General features: G+C 69.9%; 1 protein-coding gene. It reads right to left on the bottom strand.

From position 1 onward, the window contains the following. Positions 1-30: 30 nt before the first annotated feature. Positions 31-24447, bottom strand: coding sequence for a non-ribosomal peptide synthase/polyketide synthase (locus RCP80_RS09785; protein WP_308482141.1), 24417 nt, complete (start codon positions 24445-24447; stop codon positions 31-33). Between the last annotated feature and the right edge of the window lie 20 nt (positions 24448-24467).

The following is a 24467-nucleotide window of genomic DNA, read 5'->3' as shown; positions in this document are numbered from 1 at the left end:
GCGACCGCTCCCGAGCGGCTGGCGACCTGCTCAGCGAACGACTCCAGAATCGACATCGGTTCCCCCCTTCAAGGCCGCCCGGTTACCCCATCCCTCCAGTGCCGCCCGTTCCTCGGCGTCGTCCAGGTTGATGGCGGACAGGCGCCGGGTGACATCTGCGGTCATCGCCGCCAGCGCCCGCTGGAACCGGTCGAGGATTTTGTGGATGCCCTCGGCGTCGAACACCTCGGTGTCGAATTCGACTCGGAGCAGCAGTTCGGTGCCGGCCATCGCCTGCATGGTCAGCGGATAGTGGTTGTACTCGCGCCCGGTCACGTCGGTGATGGCCAACTCGCCCGTGGCGTGCAGGGCCGCGCTGTCCACCGGGTAGTTCTGGTACACGAACAGGGTGTCGAAGAGCTGGTCGTGACCGGTGGCACGGTGGATCTCGCTCAGCGCCAGATGCTGATGGTCCAGGGTGTCGCTGTGGCAGCGCTGCAGGGCGTCGAGCAGGTCGGCGACCGTGGTGTACGGCGTGATGTGGGCGCGCACCGGCACGGTGTTGATCAGCAGGCCGACCATGGCGTCGGCACCCGCCACCTCGGCCGAGCGGCCGGACACCGCGACGCCGAACGCGATGTCGTGCTGGCCGGTGAGCCACATCAGCAGCTGCGCCCAGGCCCCCTGCAGCACGGTGTTGACGGTGGTGTGCTGACTGCGCGCCAATTCGGTTACGGCACCGGTTATTTCGGCGGAGAGTCGGAATGATTCGGTGCCGCGCCGTCCCGGCTGCGACCGGCCCGGCGCGACCAGGCTGGGAACGTCGAACTCGGCCAGCACGTCACGCCAGGCCTCGTGGGCGGCCGCGACGTCCCGGTCGGCCAGCCAGGTGACGAATCTGCGATAGGAACCCGGGGTCGGCAGCCGCTGCCCGTGGTAGCCGGCGAAGATCTCCCGCAGCAGGATCGGCAGCGACCAGCCGTCGAGCACGATGTGGTGATAGGTCAACACGAATCGGTACTCGCTGTCGGCGGTGCGGATCAACGACGCCCGGAACGCCGACTGATGGACCAGATCGCACACCGCGGCGCGGTCGGCAGCGCACAGCCGCTGGATCTGCTCGTCGTGATCGGGGTGGGAGGTCACCTCGTGGTACTGCCACGGAACGGTCGGCTCGGCACTGATGATCTGCACCGGTTCGTCGAACTCCTGGTAAAACCGCGCGGCGAGGTTGGGATGCCGGGCGATCACGGTCTGCACGGCGCCGCGCAGCCGGTCCGGATCCAGGGGTCCGGTGACGGTGACGTCGAGTTGCATTGCGTACACGTCGTCCTCGGCGCCGCGGGCGGCGTTGGCGTGGAACAGCAGCCCCTGCTGCAGGGGCGTCAACGGCAACACGTCGGCAACCGAATGATGCTGGCTCAGTTCGTCGATCTGAGGTTGGGTGAGCCGGGCCGGGACCAGGTCGGACGGGGTCAGACCGCCGCCACCCTGGCGGATGTGACGGCAGATGCCGCGCAGTGCCTCAAACCAGAGCTCGCTGAGCCGGCCGACCCGCGCGGCGTCCAGCGCGGAGGGCGCCCAGGTCCAGGCCGCGTGCAGCTGCGGCCCGTCCGCGGTCTCGACGGTGCTGGCATTGAGTTCCACGGTGTGGCCCAGCGGCATCGGGGTGGCCGCGGCCGCCGCCGTGAACGCCGCGGCGTCGGGGCTGACCTGCCACAGCTGCGCGTCGGGCGCACCGGCCCCGCCCAGCCGGCCCAGGTAGTTGAAGCCGACGTTCGGTTCCGGTCCGGTCAGCTCGACGCCCGGGTTCAGGTAACGCAACAGACCGTAGGTCAGCCCGTCCGGTTGGGTGCGCAGTTGTTCCTTGGCGTCCTTGAGCACGGTGCCCAGTGCCGGGTCACCGGCGACCACCTGGGGCCAGTGCACGCCGCGGGTTCTCAGCGCCACCGGGTATTTGGTGGTGAACCAGCCCACGGTCCGAGACAGGTCGACGCCGGGTGCGAGGTCATCGTCGCGGCCGTGCCCCTCGACCTCGATGGCCACCGCCGAGGTGGTGTCCAGGAAGTGCGTCAGCGCCAATCCGAACGCGATCAGCAGGAGGTCTTGCACCCCGGCGTGGAACGCCGCGGGGGCTTCGCCGAGCAGGGCGCGGCTGGTCTCGACGTCCAGGGCCGCGGTCAGCTGCCCGGCGGTGGCGTAGGTGTCCGAATCCGGTTGCGCGGCCGGCAGCGCCGACGGGCTCGCCAGCACTGAGCGCCACGCGTCGACCTGCGCCACCACCGCCGCGGATTGCGCGTGTTCGGTCAGCAGCGCGGCCCACCGCGCGAACGAGGTTCCGGTGGCCGGCAACGCCACCGGTTCGCCTCGGCGATGCTGTGCCCAGGCAATGTTGAGGTCTTCCAGCAGAATTCGCCACGACACCGCGTCGACGGCCAGGTGGTGAACGATCAGGGCCAGTTGGCCGGTTTTCGGGACCCACACCGCGCTGACCATCGTCCCGGCGGACGGATCGAGCCTCGACCGGGCCGCGGTCAACGCTTCGGCCGACAACGCCTCGACCGTTTCCAGCCGCACCCGGACGGTGCCGGGCTCCGGCACCTGCAGGGACCAGTCCTCGGCCCCGGCCGCCTCGGCGCGCAGTCGCAACATGGCATGCCGATCCAGCAGAGCCTGCAGAACGGCCGCCACCTCGGCCGTGGTGACCCCCGCGGGCGCTTGCACGACCACCGTCTGGTTGAACTGGTCGACCGGTCCGGTCACGGTGCGCAGCCACCGGATGATCGGCGTCGGCGGCACCGGTCCGACATGCTCGTCGACCGGGCCGCCGTCGTCGTCGGTCACGCCGACCACCTGCGCCAGCCGGGCCACGGTCTGCTCGACGAAGATGTCGCGGGGCCGACACACCACACCCGAGGCCCGGGCCCGGGCCACCACCTGCATCGACAGGATGCTGTCGCCGCCCAGATCGAAGAACGAATCATCGACACCGACCCGCTCCAACCCGAGGACCTCGGCGTAGATGCCGGCCAGGATCTCCTCCACCGCATCGGCCGGGGCGCGGTACCGCTCGGTGTCCTGATAATCCGGGGCCGGCAACGCGCGGGTGTCGAGCTTGCCGTTGACCGTCAACGGCAACCCGTCCAACACCACCACCGCGGCGGGCACCATGTACGGCGGCAACCGATCGGCCAACGCCGCACGCAGTGCCGCCGAATCCACCGTACCGGTGCTTGCTTCGGTGACATAGCCCACCAAGCGTTGGGTGCCCGGCGGGTCTTCACGGGCGATCACCACCGCCTGCGCGACGCCCTCGATCGCGGCGAGCGCGGCCTGGACCTCACCGAGTTCGATGCGGTAACCACGGATCTTGACCTGATCATCGGCGCGGCCCAGATACTGCAACTGCCCATCGGGACGCCAACTCACCAGATCCCCGGTCCGATACATCCGCAGACCCGCCGCCCCGAACGGGCACGCCACAAACCGCGCGGCGGTCAGGTCCGGGCGGCCCAGATACCCGCACGCCACGCCGTCGCCGGCCACGTACAGCTCACCGACCACCCCGGCGGGCACCGGCCGCAACCACTCGTCGAGCACGAACAGCGCCGCGGTCGCCACCGGCGCCCCGATCGGCACCCCCGACCCGGGCAGCAGCGGCGCGCTCATCGACGCGTACACCGTGATCTCGGTGGGACCGTAGGCGTTGATCGCCACTCGGCCCGGCGCCCACCGGTCCACGACATCGGCCGGGCAGGCCTCACCCCCGAGCAGCAGCGCCACCGAGTCCAGCCCCGCCGGGGACAGCGCCGCCACGGCCGACGGCGTCTGGGTCAGGACGTTGACCCGCTCGCGTTGCAGCAGTGCATGGAAGTCGTCGGGGGACGCCGCGACGGACTCGGGCACCACCACCAGCCGGGCCCCGCCCAACAGGGCCGCCCAGATCTCCCACACCGAGAAGTCGAACGCGTAGGAATGGCATTGCGTCCACACCTGTTCGGGCGGCAGGTCGTGCGGGGTGGAACGCGCCAGGTGCGTCAGGTTGTGGTGGGTGACGGCCACGCCCTTGGGCACCCCGGTGGTACCCGAGGTGTAGATGAGATACGCGATGTCCTCGGGTGCTGGCTCCGCCGGTGCGGGCGGGTCCGCGAGCGCGGCGTCGTTGGCGTCGTTGATGTCGATGACCGGGAGGCCGCGCCCGGCCAGCCGGTCGGCCAAACCGGCGACGGTGATCGCGACCGCCGGCGCGGCATCGGACAGCATGAAGTCGATTCGGGCCGCGGGTACCGCCGGGTCGACGGCCAGATACGCCGCCCCGGTCTTCAGTACCGCCAACATCGCGACAATCGCCTCCGCGGAGCGTTCCAGCAGCAGCGCGACGCACCCTCCGGGGCCGGCATCCTGCGCGATGATCCTGTGCGCCAACCTGTTTGCGGCCTGGTCCAGTTCGCGATACGTCAGCGAACGCCCCTGATCGGTGACCGCGACGGCGTGCGGGGCGCGCGCCACCTGCGCGGCGAACAGCGTCGGAACCGAGACCGGCGGACCGGTGGGCCCGGTCACCGCCGCCCGATTGCCGAGTTCGGCGAGGCGCGCGTGCTCCTCGGCACCGAGCACGTCGATCGAGGACAACCGCAGCTGCGGATCGGCGGTCATCGCCGTCAACACCTGTTCGAAGCGCTCGATCAGGGTTTCGATGCTCGCGGGGTCGAACACGTCGGTGCGGAACTCCACCGTCCCGGCTATCCCCGCCGGGGCACCGGCACCGCTCCGCCGCTCGGCCAGGGAGAAGCTGAGGTCCATCCGGGCGGTGTGGGTATCCGCCGCCAGCTGCGTGACCTCGAGATCCCCCAATGCCGGCCCGCCGGCGGCGTTGTCGAGTCCGGGCGCGTTCTGCCAGGCCAGTGACACCTGCACCAGCGGGTGATGGGTCAGCGAGCGGGTCGGGTTGAGTCGCTCGACGAGCACCTCGAAGGGCACATCCTGGTGTTCGTAGGCGGCCAGGCTGCGCTCGCGCACCTGAGCCAACAGCTCCGCCACGGTGGGATCCCCGGCCAGGTCGGCCCGCAACACCAGGGTATTGACGAAGAACCCGATCAACTCGTCCAACGCCGGATCGCGCCGGCCCGCGATCGGAAAACCCACGGCCACATCGGAGTTGCCGCTGAGCTTGGCCAGCACGGTCAGCAGCGCGGCCTGCACCACCATGAAGCTGGTCGCATTGTGCTCGCGGGCCACCTCGCCCACCCGCTGCTGCAGCTCGCCCGGCCAATCCAGATCCAGGGTCGCGCCGCGCTGATCGGCCACCGGCGGATAGGGCCGGTCGGTCGGCAACGCGATCCGCTCCGGCAGCCCGGCCAGCGCGTCCTGCCAGTAGGCGACTTGGGCGGCGACGCGACTGCCGCTGTCGTCCACCTCGCCGAATTGCGCGCGCTGCCACAGTGTGTAGTCGACGTACTGCACCGGCAACGGTGCCCAGTTCGGGGCCCGCCCGGCACACCGACTCGCATACGCGAGACCCAAATCGGTGATCAGCGGCGCGACCGACCAACCGTCGGCGGCAATGTGATGCACCACCGCGGCCAACACATGCTCGTCGTCGGCGACCCGAAACAGCCGGGCCCGCAACGGTATTTCGGCGGCCAAGTCGAACGCATGCCGCGCCGCCTGCCTGATCCCCTGGTCCAGCTGGTCCGCCGACCAACCGGCGGCCTCGACGACCTCCCAGCCGAACTGCGCGGCCGCGGGCGGCACGACGAGTTGGCGCGGCACGCCCTCGACGGCCGGGAACAGCGTGCGCAGCGTCTCGTGGCGGGCCACCACATCGGCCAGCGCCGCCCCCAGCGCCTCGGCATCCAGCGCGCCGCGGAGCCGAAGCGCCGTGGGCATGTTGTACACCGGCGACGGGCCCTGCAGCTGATCCAGGAACCACAACCGGGACTGCGCGAACGACAACGGCACCACCGCCGGCCGCTCGCCGGCCACCAACGGGTCCAGTCGGTCTCCGTCCCCGCCGAGCCGCGGTGCCAGCTGCGCCACCGTGGGCGCCTCGAACAACGTGCGCACCACCAGAGCGGCATCCAGCCCCGCGTTGACGGTCGCGACCAACCGCATCGCCGACAGCGAATCCCCACCCAGATCGAAGAACGAATCATCGACGCCGACCCGCTCCACCCCCAGCACGCGAGCGTAGATGCCGGCGAGAATCTCCTCGGTGAGGGTGGCCGGGGCCCGGTAGTGGTCGATGTCGGAATACTCGGGCGGCGGCAGGGCGCGCGTGTTGAGTTTGCCGTTGGCGGTCAACGGCAACGTCGCCAGCTTCACCACCGCGGCCGGCACCATATAGGCCGGCAGCCGCTCGGCCAGCTGGGTCCGCATCTTGGCCGGGTCTGCGGTGCCGGTCACATAGCCCACCAGGCGGGAGTCGCCGGGCCGGTCCTCGCGGGCGATCACAGCCGCCTGCTCGACACCCTCCAAATCGGCCAGCGCCGACTGGATCTCGCCCAACTCGATGCGGTAACCGCGAAGCTTGACCTGCTCGTCGGCGCGGCCCACATACCGCAGCTGCCCATCGGCGTCCCAGCGCACCAGGTCCCCGGTCCGGTACATCCGCTGGCCGGGGGCGCCGAACGGGCACGCCAGGAACCGCGTCGACGTCAGCCCGGCCCGACTCACATAGCCGACGCCGACGCCGCGGCCCGCCACATACAACTCACCGACCACGCCCGGCGGCACCGGGCGCAGCGCGGTGTCCAACACGAACAGCGCGGCCCCCGGCACCGGTGCGCCGATCGGCGGTGCACCCGAGCCGGCGGTCAGGGGCGCAGTCCTGGACGCGCACACCGTGGTTTCGGTCGGACCGTACGCGTTGACCATCAGCCGGCCGGGCGCCCAACGCTCCACCACCTCGGCGGAGCAGCGCTCGCCGGCCACCAGCAACGCGAGTGACCCCAGGCGCTCCGGCGACAGCATCGCCACCGCCGACGGGGTCTGGCTCAACACCGTGACCCGTTCGGCCACCAGCAGCGCGGTGAGGTCCTCGGGTGACCGCGCCACCGACTCCGGCACGATCACCAACCGCCCGCCGTGCAGCAGCGCGCCCCAGATCTCTTCGATCGAGGCGTCGAACGAATACGAATGCCATTGTGTCCAGGCCTGCCCCGCCAGGAAGGTGTCGTGCGAGCCCAACAGCTGGGTCACGTTGCGGTGGGTGATCGCCACCCCCTTGGGGACGCCGGTGGTGCCCGAGGTGTAGGTGATGTAGGCGATATCGTCGGGAGTCGGTGCGTGCAGTGTGGTGCCGGCGCCGGCCCACCCGTCCGTGGCCGACGCCGCGACCTCGTCGGCGTCGATCACCAGCAGGTCGTATCCGCGTACCCGGTCGGCCAGACCGGTGCCCGTGATCGCCGCGGTCGCGCCCGCATCCGTGAGCATGAACTCGATTCGCGCATCGGGCAGGGCGAGGTCCATGGGCAGGTATGCGGCCCCGCTCTTGAGCACCGCCAGCATGGCGACCACCGCATTCGCGCAGCGTTCCGACAACAGCGCCACGCAGGTGCCGGGCCCCACCCCCTGGGAGGACAGCCTGTACGCCAGCCGATTCGCGGCGTCGTCGAGTTCCCGGTACGTCAGTTGCCGGCCGGCGAAGCTGATCGCGACCGCCTCCGGCGCGCGCGCTGCCTGTCGGGCGAACAGGGCCGGCACCGACATCGCGGCCGGGACGGGCGCGGTCAATACCGCCCGGTTACCCCACCGGTCCACCCGGGCGCGCTCGGTCTCGTCGAGCAGATCGAGGGCCGAAAGCCGCTGGCCGGGATCGGAAGTCAGCGCGGTCAGCACCCGGCGCCACCGCTCGATCAACGTCTCGACGCTGGCCGGGTCGAACACGTCGGTGCGAAATTCCACCGCCCCCGCGATCCCGGCCGGCTCACCGGTCGGACTCCACCGCTCCCCGAGGGAGAACGTCAGGTCCATCCGGGAGGTCTGGGTCTGCATCGGCAGCGGGGTGACCTCGACGTCGCCCAGCCGCAGGCCGTCGGTCGGGCCGGTGTCCTGCCAGGGCAGGTTCTGCCAGGCCAGCGCCACCTGCACGAGGGGGTGGTGGGTCAGGCTGCGGGTCGGGTTGAGCCGCTCGACGAGCACCTCGAAGGGCACATCCTGGTGTTCGTAGGCGGCCAGGCTGCGGGTGCGCACCTGCGCCAACACCTCCGCCACGGTGGGGTCACCGCTCAGGTCGACGCGCAGCACCAGATTGTTGACGAAGAAGCCCACCAGTTCATCGAGCGCGTGATCGCGGCGACCCGCGATCGGGAATCCCACGGCCACATCGGAACTGGCGCCGAGCTTGCCCAGCAGCACCGCGAGTGCGGCCTGCATGACCATGAAGCTCGTTGCGTTGTGTTCACCGGCCACCGCCCGCACCTGTTGCTGCAGTTCGGCCGGCCACTGCACCGCCACGGTGGAACCCCGCTGATCGGCCACCGGCGGATAGGGCCGGTCGGTGGGCAGCGCCAACCGCTCGGGCAGTCCGGCCAGCGCGTCTTCCCAGTAGGACAGCTGCGCGGCGATGGGGCTGTCGCTGTCGTCGAGGTCACCGAGTTGCGCGCGCTGCCACAGCGTGTAATCGACGTATTGCACGGCCAGCGGCGCCCAGTCCGGGGCCCGGCCCCGAGACCGGCTGGCATAGGCGACGCTGAGGTCGCGCACCAGCGGGGTGAGCGACCAGCCATCGGCGGCAATGTGATGCACCACGGCGACCAGGACGTGTTCGGTCTCGGTGACGCGGAACAACGTTGCCTGCAGCGGTATTTCGACGGACAGGTCGAAGCTGTACCGCGCCGTGGCGGCGAGGGCCTCCTCGAGTCGACTCGCCGACCAGCCGGCCGCGTCGATGACGTCCCAACCGAAGTCGACGTGGTCGACCGGACCCACCACCTGCCGGGGTGTTCCGTCGGGTGCATCGAACGTTGTGCGGAGGCTCTCGTGTCGGGCGATCACATCGGCCAGCGCGGCGCCGAGCGCCTCGGCATCGAGCCGCCCGTGCAGCCGCAGACCCACCGGCATGTTGTAAACGGGTGAGGGGCCCTGCAATTGGTCGACAAACCACAGCCGGGTCTGGGCGAACGACAGCGGCACCACCGCGGGTCGCTCGTGGGCCACCAGTGGCTCCAGCCGACCCGCACCGTCGCCGAGACGCGGTGCCAACTCGGCGATCGTGGGCGCCTCGAATACCGCGCGGGCCGCGAGGTCGGTGCCCAAGGCGGCGTTGATCGCCGAGACCAGGCGCATCGTCGAGACCGAATCCCCACCCAGATCGAAGAACGAGTCATCGACGCCGACCCGTTCCACGCCCAGGATGCGGGCGAAGATCCCGGCGAGGATCTCCTCGACCCCACCCGACGGGGCGCGGTACTCGGCTCCGACGTGGTGGTCCGGGGCCGGCAGCGCACGGGTGTCGAGCTTGCCGTTGACCGTCACCGGCAACTCGGCCAGGACCACGACCGAGGCGGGAACCATGTAACCCGGCAGCCGTTCGGCCAGTGCGGCGCGCACGTCGACCGGGTCGGCGCGTCCGGTGACATAGCCCACGAGGCGCTTGTCCCCCGGTTGGTCCTCGCGGGCGATCACCGCGGCCTGCTCGACGCCGTCGACGGCGGTCAATGCGGACTGGATCTCGCCGAGCTCGATTCGATAGCCGCGGATCTTGACCTGCTCGTCGGCGCGGCCGAGGTAGTCCAGTTGTCCGTCGGCGCGCCACCGCACCAGGTCCCCGGTGCGATACATCCGGGCGCCGGGCTCCCCGAACGGGCACGCCACGAATCGGGCCGCGGTCAAACCCGCACGGCGCCAATAGCCCACGCCGACACCGGCCCCGGCGAGGTACAACTCGCCGACCACGCCCGGCGGCACCGGGCGCAGCCACGGATCGAGCACGAAGAACGCCGCCCAGGCCGTCGGCGACCCGATCGGCGGCGATCCCGTGCCCGCCGCCAGTGGCGCGCTGGCGCACAACCACATCGTCGTCTCGGTGGGACCGTAGACGTTGACCATGACCCGCCCCGGCGCCCAGCGGTCCACCAACTCCGGCGGGCAGGGCTCGGCCCCGATCACCAGCGCGGCCGCCTCCAGGCCCGGCACCGCCAGCACCGATGCCGCCGACGGGGTCTGCGTCAACACCGTGACCCGTTCGCGCACCAGCAGCGCGTGGAAGTCCTCCGGGGAGCGGAGCACCGCGTCGGGCACCACCACCAGCCGCCCGCCGTAGAGCAGGGCACCCCAGATCTCCCACACCGAGAAATCGAAGGAATACGAATGGAACTGCGTCCACACCTGCCCTGGCTCCAGCGGCACGCCGATCTGCAGCGAATCGAACAGCTGCGTCACGTTGCGCTGCGTGACCGCGACGCCCTTGGGCGTTCCGGTGGTGCCCGAGGTGTAGATGATGTGGGCGATGTCGTCCGGGTGCGGGGCCGGCGGCGACGTGTGGGCGTACCCGGCCACGGCGGGGTCCTCGATCGTCAGGACCAGCAAGTCGAACCCGTCGAAGCGGGGCGCCAATGCGGCGGTGGTCACCGCCGCCACCGGCACGGCGTCGGTCAGCATGAAGTCGACGCGGGCGGCCGGCAGCGCCGGATCGATGGGCAGATATGCCGCACCGGTCTTGAGCACCGCCAGGATCGCCACGATCGCCTCGGCCGACCGCGGAAACATCACCGCCACCCGATCGCCCGGAACCACTCCGCGGGCAATCAGCAGCCACGCCAACCGGTTCGAGGACTCCTCCAGTTCGCGGTACGTCAGCGATCGCTCACCACAGACCAGCGCCACCGCGCCCGGGGCGCGAGACACCTGCGCCCGGAACAAGTCCGGCACCGATGGTGTGGCGGGCAGGGCGGCCAACACCGCCCGGTTGCCGACCTCGGCGAGCCGGTCGCGTTCGGTATCGTCGAGCAGGTCGATCGCCGACAACGGCGACGTGGGATCGGTGGTCATCGCGGCCAACACCGTCTCGAACCGCCGGGCCACCGCGTCGATTTCGGCGGGGTCGAAGATCTCGGTGTCGTATTCGACGCGCAGGCGCAGCGCATCCTCGGGGATGGCCTGCATGGTCAGCGGATAGTCGGTGGACTCGTGGCTGCTGATCTCGGTGATCCGCAGGCCGTCGGAACCCGCCAGCATGCCGGGGTCCACCGGGTAGTTCTCGAACACGAACAGGGTGTCGAACAAGCGGTCGTGGTCGGTGCTGCGGTGAATCTCGCTGAGAGCCAGATGTTGGTGCTCAAGGGTTTTGGCGTGCGCGCGTTGCAGTTGCTCGAGCAGGTCGACGGTGCTGGTCGCGGCCGTGGTCGCGGCGCGGACCGGCACCGTGTTGATCAGCAGTCCCACCATCGACTCGGCTCCGGGCACCTCGGCCGGCCGTCCCGAGACCACGGCACCGAAGGCGACATCGGGTTGGCCCGTGAGCGCGGTCAGCAGTACCGCCCAGGCGGCCTGCAACACGGTGTTGACGGTGGTGTGTCGGGAGCGGGCCAGTTCGTGCAGCGCCCGCGTGGTCGACTCGGCCACCCGATGCGACAGCACACCGCGCGATCCCGGCGCCGGATTCTGCGGTGGCCCTACCAGAGTGGGGACGTCGAAATCCGCGAGTACCTCGCGCCAGGCGGTCCGGGCGGCGTCCTGGTCGCGGGCGGTCAGCCAGGTGATGAAGCTGCGATAGGGCGCGGCCGCGGGCAGCCGGTGGCCGTGGTAGCCGGCGAAGATCTCCTGCAACAGGATCGGCAGCGACCAGCCGTCCAGCACGATGTGGTGATTGGTGAGCACAAACCGGTGCCGGTCGGGTGCGCTGCGGATCAGCGTCACGCGAACCGCCGGCGGTCGGCTCAGATCGCAGACCGCGGCGCGCTCGTCGGCGCAGACCCGGCGGATCTGCTCCTCGACGTCCGATTGCGAGCCGCCGGAATCCAATTCGACGTACCGCCACCCGATTTCCGGGTCGGCGGGAATGACCTGCACGGGTTCGTCGAACTCGGTGCAGAACCGGGCCGCGAGGTGCGGATGGCGCCCGACCACGGTGTGCACGGCTTCGCGTAGCCGGTGCTCATCGAGCGCGCCGGTCACGGCGATGTCCAGTTGCACCACGTACAGATCGTCGTGGGCGTCGTGGGCCGTGCTGCTGTGGAACACCAATCCCTGCTGCAGCGCGGTCAACGGCAACACGTCGGCAATCCGGTATTGCCGCTTGAGCTCGTCGATCTGTTGCTGGGTCAGGCGGGCGGGAACGATATCCGACGGTGTCAGACCGCCACCGCCGCTTCGCACGTGTGCGCACACGCCGGCCAGGGCCTCGAACCACAGTTGGCTCAGGCGGCGGGCCTGGGCGTGGTCGAGCGCGGTCAGCGCCCAGGTCCAGTCCGCGCGCAGCCGCGGTTCGGCGCCGGCGTCGACGGCCACGACGTTGAGTTCCACGGTGTGCGGCAACGGCATCGGTACCGCTGCGCTCGCTCGGGTCGACTCGAGTCCGGCCGGCCAGATGCGCCACTGATCGTCGCTGTCGGCGCCGGCCTGGTTGCCCACCCGGCCCAGGTAGTTGAAGCCGATGCTCGGGTCCGGTCCGGTCAGCTCGACGTCGGGGTTCAGGTGGCGCAACAGGCCGTAGGTCAACCCGTCGGGCAGGGCCCGGAGCTGTTCCTTGGCCGTCTTGAACACCGCGCCGAGCGCCTCGTCACCGGCGACCACCTGGGGCCAGGGCAGCCCGCTGAAGTCCAGCAACACCGGGTGTTTCGCGGTGAACCACCCCACCGTGCGGGACAGGTCCACCTCGGGGCTCAAGGCCTCATCGCGGCCGTGGCCCTCCACGTCGATGCCGATCGGCCCGCCGACGCCGCCGGCGAATTCGGCGACCGCCAACCCGAAGGCGATCAACAAGATGTCCGGTGTCCGGGCGTGGAACGCGGTCGGCACCTCATCGAGCAGCATTCGGGTGAGGTCGGCATCCAGCGACACCGAAAGGTGCCCGGCCGTGGCAAAGGTGTCCACCTGGGGTTGGGGGGCCGGTAACGCGGGCGGCGCCGAGGCCACCCGGTTCCAGGTGTCCGCCAGGCCCAGCAACTCGGACCGACCGGCGTACTCGGTCAGCAGCGTCGCCCACCGCTGGAACGACGTCCCCGCCGGTGGCAGTGCGCCCGGCTGCCCGCGACGCCGCCGGGACCACACGGTGTTGAGGTCATCGAGCAGAATCCGCCACGACACCGCGTCGACCGCCAAGTGGTGGATGCTGACCGCCAGCAGTGCTTCGGAGGCCACCCACAGCGCGCTGATCATCCGCCCGGCGGCCGGGCTCAGCCGGGACCGGGCCCGCACCAGGGCGGCGTCGGTGAGCGCATCCACCGCCTCGATGCACGCGGCGGCGTCGACGCTGCCCGGGTCGGGCACCGTCAGCGACCATCGGCCGGTCTCGCTGTCGGCGTCGACGCGCAGCCGCAGCATGCCGTGCCGATCCAGCAGGGCCTGCAACATCGCCACCGCGTCGGCCTGGGCCGTCCCGGCCGGAGCCTGGACCACCATCGTCTGGTTGAACTGGTCGACCGCGCCGCCGGCATGTTCGATCCCGCGCAGCCATTCGATGATCGGGGTCACCGGGACCGCGCCGACCCCTTCGTCGACCGGGCCGCCGTCGTCGTCGGTCACCCCAACCACCTGCGCCAGCCGGGCCACGGTCTGCTCGACGAAGATGTCGCGGGGCCGACACACCACACCCGAGGCCCGGGCCCGGGCCACCACCTGCATCGACAGGATGCTGTCGCCGCCCAGATCGAAGAACGAATCATCGACACCGACCCGCTCCAACCCGAGGACCTCGGCGTAGATGCCGGCCAGGATCTCCTCCACCGCATCGGCCGGGGCGCGGTACCGCTCGGTGTCCTGATAATCCGGGGCCGGCAACGCGCGGGTGTCGAGCTTGCCGTTGACCGTCAACGGCAACCCGTCCAACACCACCACCGCGGCGGGCACCATGTACGGCGGCAACCGATCGGCCAACGCCGCACGCACCTCGACCGGATCGACAGCACCCGTGACATAGCCCACCAAGCGTTGGGTGCCCGGCGGGTCTTCACGGGCGATCACCACCGCCTGCGCGACGCCCTCGATCGCGGCGAGCGCGGCCTGGACCTCACCGAGTTCGATGCGGTAACCACGGATCTTGACCTGATCATCGGCGCGGCCCAGATACTGCAACTGCCCATCGGGACGCCAACTCACCAGATCCCCGGTCCGATACATCCGCAGACCCGCCGCCCCGAACGGGCACGCCACAAACCGCGCGGCGGTCAGGTCCGGGCGGCCCAGATACCCGCACGCCACGCCGTCGCCGGCCACGTACAGCTCACCGACCACCCCGGCGGGCACCGGCCGCAACCACTCGTCGAGCACGAACAGCGCCGCGGTCGCCACCGGCGCCCCGATCGGCACCCCCGCCCCGGGTGTCAGCGGCGCACTGATCGCCACACACATCGTCGTTTCGGTGGGACCGTAAGCGTTGATCATCACCCGCCCCGGTGCCCAATGCTCCACCACCTCCGGCGGGCACGCCTCGCCCACCACGACCAGCGCCGCCGATTCCAGCCCCGTCCGCGGCAGGGCCCGGACCGCCGACGGCGTCTGGGTCAGGACGTCGACGCCTTCGCGAACCAGCAACGCGTGGAAGTCTTCCGGTGCGACCGTCACCTCCTCGGGCACGACCACGACCCGTCCGCCCCGCAGCAGGGCGCCGAAGATCTCCCACACCGAGACGTCGAAGGCCAGCGAATGGCACTGCGGCCACACCCCGGGGCGCGGCAGCCCAGCATCGAGGGACGCCAACAGCTGGGTGACGTTGTGGTGGCTGATCGCAACACCTTTGGGCACCCCGGTGGTGCCCGAGGTGTAGATGAGATACGCGATGTCGGCGGGGCTTGCGGCGAGCGGTGGACCGCTGTGGACCTCGCGGGATTCGGATTCGGCGCCGATGTCGATCACCGCCAGTCCCCGCCCGTCGAACCGCTCGACGAGGTCGGCGGCGGTGATCGCACACCGGGGCGCGGCGTCGGCGAGGACGAACTCCAGCCGTGCGTCGGGCACGGTCGGGTCGATCGGCAGGTAGGCGGCGCCGGTCTTGAGGATCCCGAGGATCGCGACAATCGCGTCCGCGGAGCGGTGCAGCAGCAACGCGACACACCGCCCGGGGCCGGCACCCTGTTCGATCAGTCTGTGGGCCACCCGGTTTGCGGCCTCGTCAAGCTCCCGGTAGGTCAGCGATCGATCTCCGTAGGTGACCGCGACGGTCTCCGGCGTGCGCACCACGTGCTCGGCGAACAGCTCCGGGACCGACACCCCGGACGCGGCCGGGGTCGGTGCGGTCAGGGCCGCGCGGTTGCCGATCAGGTCGAGTCGGGCATGCTCGGCGTCATCGAGCAGGTCCACCGACGACACCGGCGTCGTCGGGTCCGACGTCATGGCCGTCAGCACCCGCTGCAGCCGGCCGATCAGGGTCTCGACGGTGGCGGGGTCGAACACGTCGGTGCGGAACTCCACCGTCCCGCCGATGCCGGCCGGGGCACCGGATTCGGTCCACCGCTCCGACAATGCGAAATGCAGGTCCATCCGGGCGGTGTGGCTCGCTACCGGCAACCCGGTGATCTGCAGGTCGGCCAATGCCAGCGCGGCCGCGGGGCCGTTGCTGTCGAGTCCGGGCGCGTTCTGCCAGGCCAGTGACACCTGCACCAGCGGGTGATGGGTCAACGACCGGGTCGGGTTGAGCCGCTCGACGAGCACCTCGAAGGGCACATCCTGGTGTTCGTAGGCGGCCAGGCTGCGCTCGCGCACCTGAGCCAACACCTCCGCCACGGTGGGATCCCCGGCCAGGTCGGCCCGCAACACCAGGGTGTTGACGAAGAACCCGATCAACTCGTCCAACGCCGGATCGCGCCGGCCCGCGATCGGAAAACCCACGGCCACATCGGAGTTGCCGCTGAGCTTGGCCAGCACGGTCAGCAGCGCGGCCTGCACCACCATGAAGCTGGTCGCATTGTGCTCGCGGGCCACCTCGCCCACCCGCTGCTGCAGTTCGCCCGGCCAATCCAGATCCAGGGTCGCGCCGCGCTGATCGGCCACCGGCGGATAGGGCCGGTCAGTCGGCAACGCGATCCGCTCCGGCAGCCCAGCCAGCGCCTGCTCCCAGTAGGACAGCTGCGCGGCGATCGGACTGGTGCTGTCGTCGAGCTCGCCCAGCTGCGCGCGCTGCCACAGTGTGTAGTCGACGTACTGCACCGGCAACGGTGCCCAGTTCGGGGCCCGCCCGGCACATCGACTCGCATACGCGAGACCCAAATCGGTGATCAGCGGCGCGACCGACCAACCGTCGGCGGCAATGTGATGCACCACCGCGGCCAACACATGCTCGTCGTCGGCGACCCGAAACAGCCGGGCCCGCAACGGTATTTCCGCGGCCAGATCGAACGCATGCCGCGTCACGTGCGCGATCTCCCGGTGCAGCTGGTCCTCGCTCCAGCCGGTGGCCTCGACCACGTCCCAGCCGAATTCGGCCTGATCCGAGGGGATAACGAGCTGACGGGGAATGCCGTCGGGGGCGCCGAACCGCGTGCGCAGGGATTCGTGGCGAGCCACCACATCGGCGAACGCCGCCCTCAGCGCCCCGGCGTCGAGCATCCCGTCGATCCGGAACGCGGCGGTCAGGTTGTACACCGGTGACGGGCCGTGCAGCTGATCCAGGAACCACAACCGGGACTGCGCGAACGACAACGGCACCACCGCCGGCCGCTCGCCGGCCACCAACGGCGTTCGCGCCGCGCGTTGTCCGCCGAGCCGCGGTGCCAGCTGCGCCACCGTGGGCGCCTCGAACAACGTGCGCACCACCAGAGCGGCATCCAGCCCCGCGTTGACGGCCGCGACCAACCGCATCGCCGACAGCGAATCCCCACCCAGGTCGAAGAACGAATCATCGACGCCGACCCGCTCCAGGCCCAACACCGCGGCGAAGCCGGCCGCGAGGATCTCCTCGACCGGGCTCGACGGGGCCCGGTACCGATCGGTGGCGGCGAAGTCCGGTGCCGGCAGGGCACGGGCGTCGAGTTTGCCGTTGACCGTCAACGGCACCGCGTCGATCGCCAGCACCGCGGCCGGCACCATATAGGCCGGGAGCCGCTCGGCCAGCTGAGCGCGGATCCGGGCCGGATCAGCGTCGCCGGTGAAGTAGCCAATCAGCTGAGTGCCGCCGGGACCGTCGTCGCGCGCGATCACCACGGCCCGCTCGATGCCCTCCAAATCGGCCAGCGCCGACTGGATCTCGCCCAACTCGATGCGGTAACCACGGATCTTGACCTGCTCGTCGGCGCGGCCCAGATACTGCAGCTGCCCATCGGCATCCCACCGCACCAGATCGCCGGTGCGGTACATGCGGGTCCCGGGTGCACCGAATGGGCAGGCGACGAATCGTGCCGAGGTCAGACCCGACCGGCGCCAATACCCGTACCCCACACCGCGTCCGGCCACGTACAATTCGCCGACCACCCCCGGCGGCACCGGCCGCAGCCAGGCGTCCAAGACGAACAACGCGTTCCCGGTGACCGGAGCGCCGATCGGCACCGCCGACGCCGGCGTCAGCGGTGCGGTGATCGAGGCGTACACCGTGGCTTCGGTGGGTCCATACGCATTGATCAGCACCCGTCCGGGCGCCCACCGCTGCACCAGTTCGGCGGGGCAGGCTTCGCCGGCCACCACCAATGCCGTCGACTCCAGTCCGTCCGGGGACAGCAGCGCTAGCGCCGACGGGGTCTGGCTCAGCACGCTGACCTGTTCGGCCACCAGCAGCGCGTGGAAATCCGCGGGCGAGGCCGCCACCTCCTCGGGGACCACCAGCAGCCGCGCCCCGTGCAACAGCGCCCCGAAGATCTCCCACACCGAGACGTCGAAGCTATAGGAATGCCACTGGGTCCATACCTGCCCCGGTCCCGCCGGCAGCCCGGCGCCGAGCGCACCGAACAACCCGGGCACGTTGCGATGCGGGATGGCAACACCTTTCGGCACACCGGTGGTGCCCGAGGTGTAGATGATGTAAGCGATGTCGTCGGGCGTCGGCCCCGGCAGGGCCGTCCCGGGCGCGAAATCGCCGCCGTCGGTCGCGATCTCGTCGAACTCGACGACCCGCACCGCCATTCCGTCGAAGCGCCCGGCCGCGCCGGGCTGGACGATCGCGACGACGGGCGCGGCGTCGGCGACCATGAACTCGATGCGCGCGAGCGGCAGCGCCGGGTCGATCGGCAGGTACGCGGCCCCGGTCTTCAACACCGCGAGCATGGCCACGATCGCGTCGGCGGACCGGGAGAACATCAGGGCCGCCACCTGTCCGGGGCCCACGCCCGCACCGACCAACCGGTGTGCGACCCGATTCGCGGCCGCATCGAGTTCGCGGAACGTCATCGACCGTCCCTCGAAGGTCAGCGCCACGGCGTCGGGCGTGCGGGCCACCTGCGCGGTGAACAATTCCGGGATCGGTGCCGGGACGGACTCCGGCGATGCCAGCGCCGCCCGGTTGGCCCACCCATCCAGGCGTACGCGTTCCCCGGCGTCGAGCAGGTCCACCTCCGACAGCGGTCGCTCGGGGTCGGAGGTCATGACCACCAGCAGCCGCTTGAGTCGCTCGATGAGCGCCGCCACCCCGGCCTGATCGAAGATCGCACTGTCGTATTCGACGCGCAGGCCCAGTTGATCCTCGGGCAGCACCTGGACGGCGAGCGGATAGTGGTTGGATTCGCGGAAGGCGAACTCGGCGATTCGCAGACCGTCGACGCCGAGCGGTGCGGTGGTGTCGATCGGGTAGTTCTCGAACACGAGCAGGGTGTCGAACAACCGTTGTTGACCGGTGATGCGGTGAATGTCGCTGAGCGCCAGGTGCTGATGTTCCAGCGTCTCGTTGTGGGCACCTTGCAACTGGTCCAACAGGTCCGCGGTGGTGGTCGTCGGCGTCAGGGCGGCCCGCACCGGCACCGTGTTGATCAGCAGCCCGACCATGGCGTCCGCGCCGATCAGTTCGGCCGGTCGGCCGGAGACCGTGGTGCCGAACGCGACGTCGTGCTGACCGGTAAGCCAACACAACAGCCGCGCGAAGGCGGCCTGCAGCACGATGTTGACGGTGGTGCGACGAGCGCGCGCCAATTCGCCGAGGGATTGCGTGATTTCGGTGGGAAGCCGGAAGGATTCCACGCCGCGTCGTCCCGGCGTGGTCCGGTCCGCGGGGCCCACCAGGGTGGGCGTGTCGAATCCGGCCAGCATCGCACGCCAGGCATCCTCGGCGGCGGTCCGGTCACGCTCGGCAAGCCAGCTGACGAAGCTGCGGTACGACCCGGCGGCGGGCAGTCGCCGCCCGGCATAGTGGGCGAAGATCTCGTGCACCAGGATCGGCATCGACCAGCCATCGAGCACGATGTGATGAGCGGTGAGCAGGAAGCGGTGCTGGTCCGGTCCGGTGCGCAGCAGCGCGACCCGGAACGGCGCGTGGTCGCTGAGAGCGCAGACCGCGGCGCGTTCGGCGGCGCTCACCTGCTGAAGGCGAGCCTCCGACCCCTCGGCACCAACGGTGATATCGCGCCACGCCGCAACGGGATCGGTGAGGATCACCTGGACCGGCTCATCGAACTGTGTGCAGAAGCGGGCCGCGAGCTGGGGATGGCGGCGAAGGACGGCCCCCACGGCGTCACGCAGTCGGCCGCGGTCGAGCGGACCCCGCAACGCGATGTCCAATTGCATCGCGTACACATCGTCGGCGGGCCCCTGGGCGGTGCCGGCGTGATACAACAGGCCCTGCTGCAGCGGGGTCAGCGGCAGCACATCGGCGACCGAAAACTGGGCCTGCACCTCGTCGAGTTGCCGTTGACGCAGCCGGGCCGGTGCGATATCGGAGGGTGTCAATCCGCCTCCGCCGCCCTGCACGTGCGCGCAGATCCCGGCCAGCGCCTCGAACCACAACCGAGCGAGCCGGTCGATGCGCGCGGCGTCGAGTACCGACGGCGCCCAAGTCCAGTCGGCGCGCAGCCGGGGGCCGGTGTCCGTATCGACCGTGGCCGCGTTGAGTTCGACCGCGTGCGCCAACGGTATCGGCACCGCCGCCCCGATACCGCTCACCGACAGGCCATCTGCGGGTAGCCGCCACGCATCCTCGGAGTGCTCGGCCGGTGGCCCACCCCAGCGGCCCAGATAGTTGAAACCGATCGACGGGTCGGCTCCGGCCAGGTCCACGTCGGGATTCAGATAGCGCAGCAGGCCGTAGGTGAGGCCGTCGGGTAACCCTCGAAGTTGTTCCTTGGCGTCCTTGACCACGGCACCGAGTGCCGAGTCACCGGTCAGCACCTGGGACCAGCGCACCCCGCCGATCCGCAGCGCGACCGGGTACTTGGCGGTGAACCAGCCCACGGTGCGGGACAGATCCACCTCGGCAAGTTCCTCGTGCCGGCCGTGGCCCTCGACGTCGATACCGATCGGCGCGGTGGGGTCATCGGACAACTCCCCCACCGCCAGTGCGAACGCGATCAACAGGATGTCGTGCACACCGAGGTGGAACGCCGCGGGGACTTCGCCGAGCACCAGCCGCGTCGTCTCGGCGTCGAGGTCCGCGCTGAATCGTCCGGCGTTGGCATAGGTGTCCAGGTCGGGCCGGGTCGGCGGCAGGGCGGCCGGGGTCGCCGACACCGTCGTCCATGCCTGCGCCAGGCGCAGGACGTCGGGTTGACGGGCGTGTTCGGCCAGCAATCCGGACCAGCGCGCGAACGACGTCCCGCCGGCCGGCAGGGCCACGGGCTCGCCCCGGCGAAGTTGGGTCCACCCGGTGTTGAGGTCCTCCAACAGGATCCGCCACGACACTCCGTCAATGGCCAGATGGTGGATCATCAACACCAGCTGGCCGGCGCCGACCACCCACAGCGCACTCACCATCACCCCATTGGCCGGGTCCAACCGGGATCGCGCCGCCGCCAACGCCTCCGCGGTGAGCACGGGCGCGGTGCGCACACAGCCCAACGCATCCGCCGCCCCCGGTTCGGGCACGGTCAGGGCCCAGCCGTCGGGGCCGTCGGCCACGGCGCGCAGGCGCAGCATCCCGTGCCGATCCAGCAGGGCCTGCACAAGCACGTGCACGTCTGTCTCGGTCACCCCCGTGGGAGCCTGCAGCAACACGGTCTGGTTGTACTCGTCGACGCCGCAGTCGGGACGTTCAAACCCCCTCAGCCACCGCATGATCGGGGTCGCCACGACCGGACCCACGCCCTCGTCGATCACGACGGTGGCGTCGCCGGCCACCCCGACCACATCGGCCAGGCGGGCGACCGTCTGCTGCACGAAGATGTCGCGAGGTCGGCAGACCAGGCCCGCTGCCCGGGCCCGCGACGCCACCTGCATGGCCAGAATGCTGTCGCCGCCGAGGTTGAAGAACGAGTCGTCGATGCCGACCCGTTCCACGCCCAGCACGTGGGCGTAGATACCGGCCAGGATCTCCTCGACCGCGTTGCCCGGCGCCCGATAGCGCTGGGTGTCACGGTATTCCGGAGCCGGCAGCGCACGCGTGTCGAGCTTGCCGTTGACCGTCAACGGCAACGCCTCCATTACCACCACGGCGACGGGGACCATGTATGAGGGCAAGCGCTGGGCCAGGGCGGCGCGCAGCTGGGCCGGGTCCGCGGCACCGGTGATGTAACCGACCAGACGCTTGTCGCCGGCACGGTCCTCCCGCACGATCACCACCGCCTGCTCGACGCCGGCCAAATCGGCCAGCACCGACTGGATCTCGCCGAGCTCGATGCGGTACCCGCGGATCTTGACCTGCTCGTCAGCCCGGCCCAGATACCGGAGCTGACCGTCCGGGTCCCACCACGCCAGATCCCCGGTGCGATACATCCGTTGCCCGGCTGCTCCCCCAACGACGAACGGGCACGCCACAAAGCGCGAGGCGGTCAACCCCCCGCGGTCCACATATCCGGCGCCCAGACCCGGGCCGGCGACATACAACTCGCCGACCACCCCGGGCGACACCGGCCGCAACCAGTCATCGAGCACGAAGAACGCCAGATCGGCCAGCGGCACCCCGATCGGGCTGGTGATGTCCCCGACGTCGGCCGCGCCGATCTCACGGAACGAGGCATGCACCGTGGTCTCGGTGATCCCGTACATGTTGATCAGGCGCGGCGAATGCGGGTGCCGGTCCAGCCACCCTCGCAGCCGAACCGGTTCCAGCGCCTCCCCACCGAACACCACCACCTCAAGGGCGAGTTGGCGCCCCCTTTCGAACTGGGCTTCGTCGATGGCCTGCAGCGCATCGAACGCCGATGGGGTCTGGCTCAGGACGCTGACCCGTTCGGCGACCAGCAAATCGTGGAATTCCTCGGGCGAGCGCACCACCGCCTCCGGCACCACCACCAACCGCCCGCCGTGCAGCAGCGCGCCGAAGATCTCCCACACCGAGAAGTCGAACGCCAACGAATGGCTCTGCGTCCACACCTGATTCGCCGACATGTCCAGGCGGGTGTCTATCGCCTCCAGCAACCTGGTGACGTTGCGATGCGGAATCGCCACCCCTTTCGGCGCGCCGGTGGTCCCCGAGGTGTAGATCAGATACGCCACGTCATCGGGTTCCGGATCCGGCAATACCGAATCGGGACCGGTGTCGACCGCGGGCGCCGGATCATCGATATCGAGGACCGCAAACCCGTGCGCGCTCAACCGGTCGGCCAGGGCCGCGGTGCTCACCGCCGCTACCGGTCGGGCATCACCGAGCACGAACTCCACCCGTGCATCGGGCACGGCCGGGTCGATCGGCACGTACGCCGCGCCCGATTTCAGCACGCCCAGTATCGCGACGATCGCCCCGACGGATCGAGGCAGCAGCAAAGCCACCCGGTCGCCCGGGCCCACACCCAGCTCGACCAGCCTGTGCGCCAACCGATCCGAATCCTCGTCCAGCTGCCGGTACGACACGTGCGCACCGGCACAGCTGACCGCGACGGCCCCCGAGAAATGAGACACCTGCTCGGCGAACACACTTGGGATCGAGTCCGCGGTCGCGCGCCGGGTCAATGCTTCCCGATTACCCCAACCAGCCAGTTGGGTATGCGCGCTCCCGTCGAGTACATCGATCTCCGAGAGCAAGCGCGCCGGATCGGCGGTCATCGCCTCGAGCACCCGTTCCAGCCGGTGTGCGATGTCGCGGGCATCGCAGCCGGCAAACATTTGCCCCACCCCGGTGGTGCTGAGGAAGAGCTGTTCGTCGTTTCTGATGATGGCCACACCGAATTGATCCAACATGCCGGTATGGGTCACGGTCCCCGAGCCGGACGCACCGGCGAAATCGGCCAGGCGTGCGGTCGGAATGAAATTGATGACCGCCCGCTTGGACGGCCGCCCGGAATCCTGGACACGCGCCCGGTTCTCAATAGCGCGCGCCGGGAAACGTTGATGACGCAGCGCTTCTTGGATCCGCCGGTCCACCTGCTCGCAGAAGGCGGCCACCGTCGCCCGCGGCGATGCTTTCAACACTAATGGCACTACCCCGGAGACCATCCCGGGCACCATCGCCGCCTGTGGACTCACCCGCCTATTCACCGGAAAATCGAACACAATCTCGCCGGCACCGGCGTCTTGTCCGCGCACCAATAGCGCGCACGCCGCTGTGATCACCGCGGCTCGCCGCACCCCCAACTCGTGCGACAACTCGCGTGCCTTGGCGACGATTGACTGATCCAATTCAACGGGCGGGGACGGCACGTACTCGCGCTGCCGACCCGCAATTCCCGACGGGAATCCATAGCGGCTGTCGGTGTCGAGGGGCACGTTCTCAGCCCAATAGGCTTGATCGTCGAGATATTCGTCGGACGCCTCGTATTCCAACTCGCAGTCGATCAGGCTACGCAACGATCCGAAAATGGGCGGGGGAATCTCGGCACCGGTGGCGATCGCCGAATAGATGCCGGCGATCCGATGGCACAGGGTGGCCATGCCGATGCCGTCTATCGCAATGTGATGGCAGCAGACAAACCAATACAGCTCGTCCGGCCGCGTCCGCAGCAGCACAAATTTGAACAGCGGACCATCGAGCGGCATCGGCACGCTGTGGATCGCCGAGATACGGCGGTAAACGTCCTGCACCGGGTCTTGCGTGCCGGTCAGGTCGTAAATCGTCAGCGCTATCTCAGGGTGCTCGACCACCTTTTGAAAGACCTGACCGTCGACTTCGAAAAAGACGGCCCTGAGCGGTTCGGCCTCGTCCACTCCATGCCTGATGGCTTGCTCGAGCAAGCCGACGTCGAGCGGCCCGTCGATCCGTGCCAGCATGCCATTGTTCCATTTGGCACCGCACTGACCGGTTTCCTCAGAAAGCCATATATCCAATTGGCCCCGCGTCAGCGGGAACATCCTGTCACTACTGTCCATCGGACTCCCCCGAGCCGTTG

It is taken from the genome of Mycolicibacterium sp. MU0053 (genome assembly GCF_963378095.1).
GTDB classification, from domain to species: domain Bacteria; phylum Actinomycetota; class Actinomycetes; order Mycobacteriales; family Mycobacteriaceae; genus Mycobacterium; species Mycobacterium burgundiense.
Note: the sequence above shows the minus strand (reverse complement) of the source record. Positions and strands in the feature narration are given on the sequence as shown.

Excerpts from the sequence above, each read along its gene's own strand:
- RCP80_RS09785 (WP_308482141.1), bottom strand. The coding sequence starts at position 24,447 with ATGGACAGTAGTGACAGGATGTTCCCGCTGACGCGGGGCCAATTGGAT.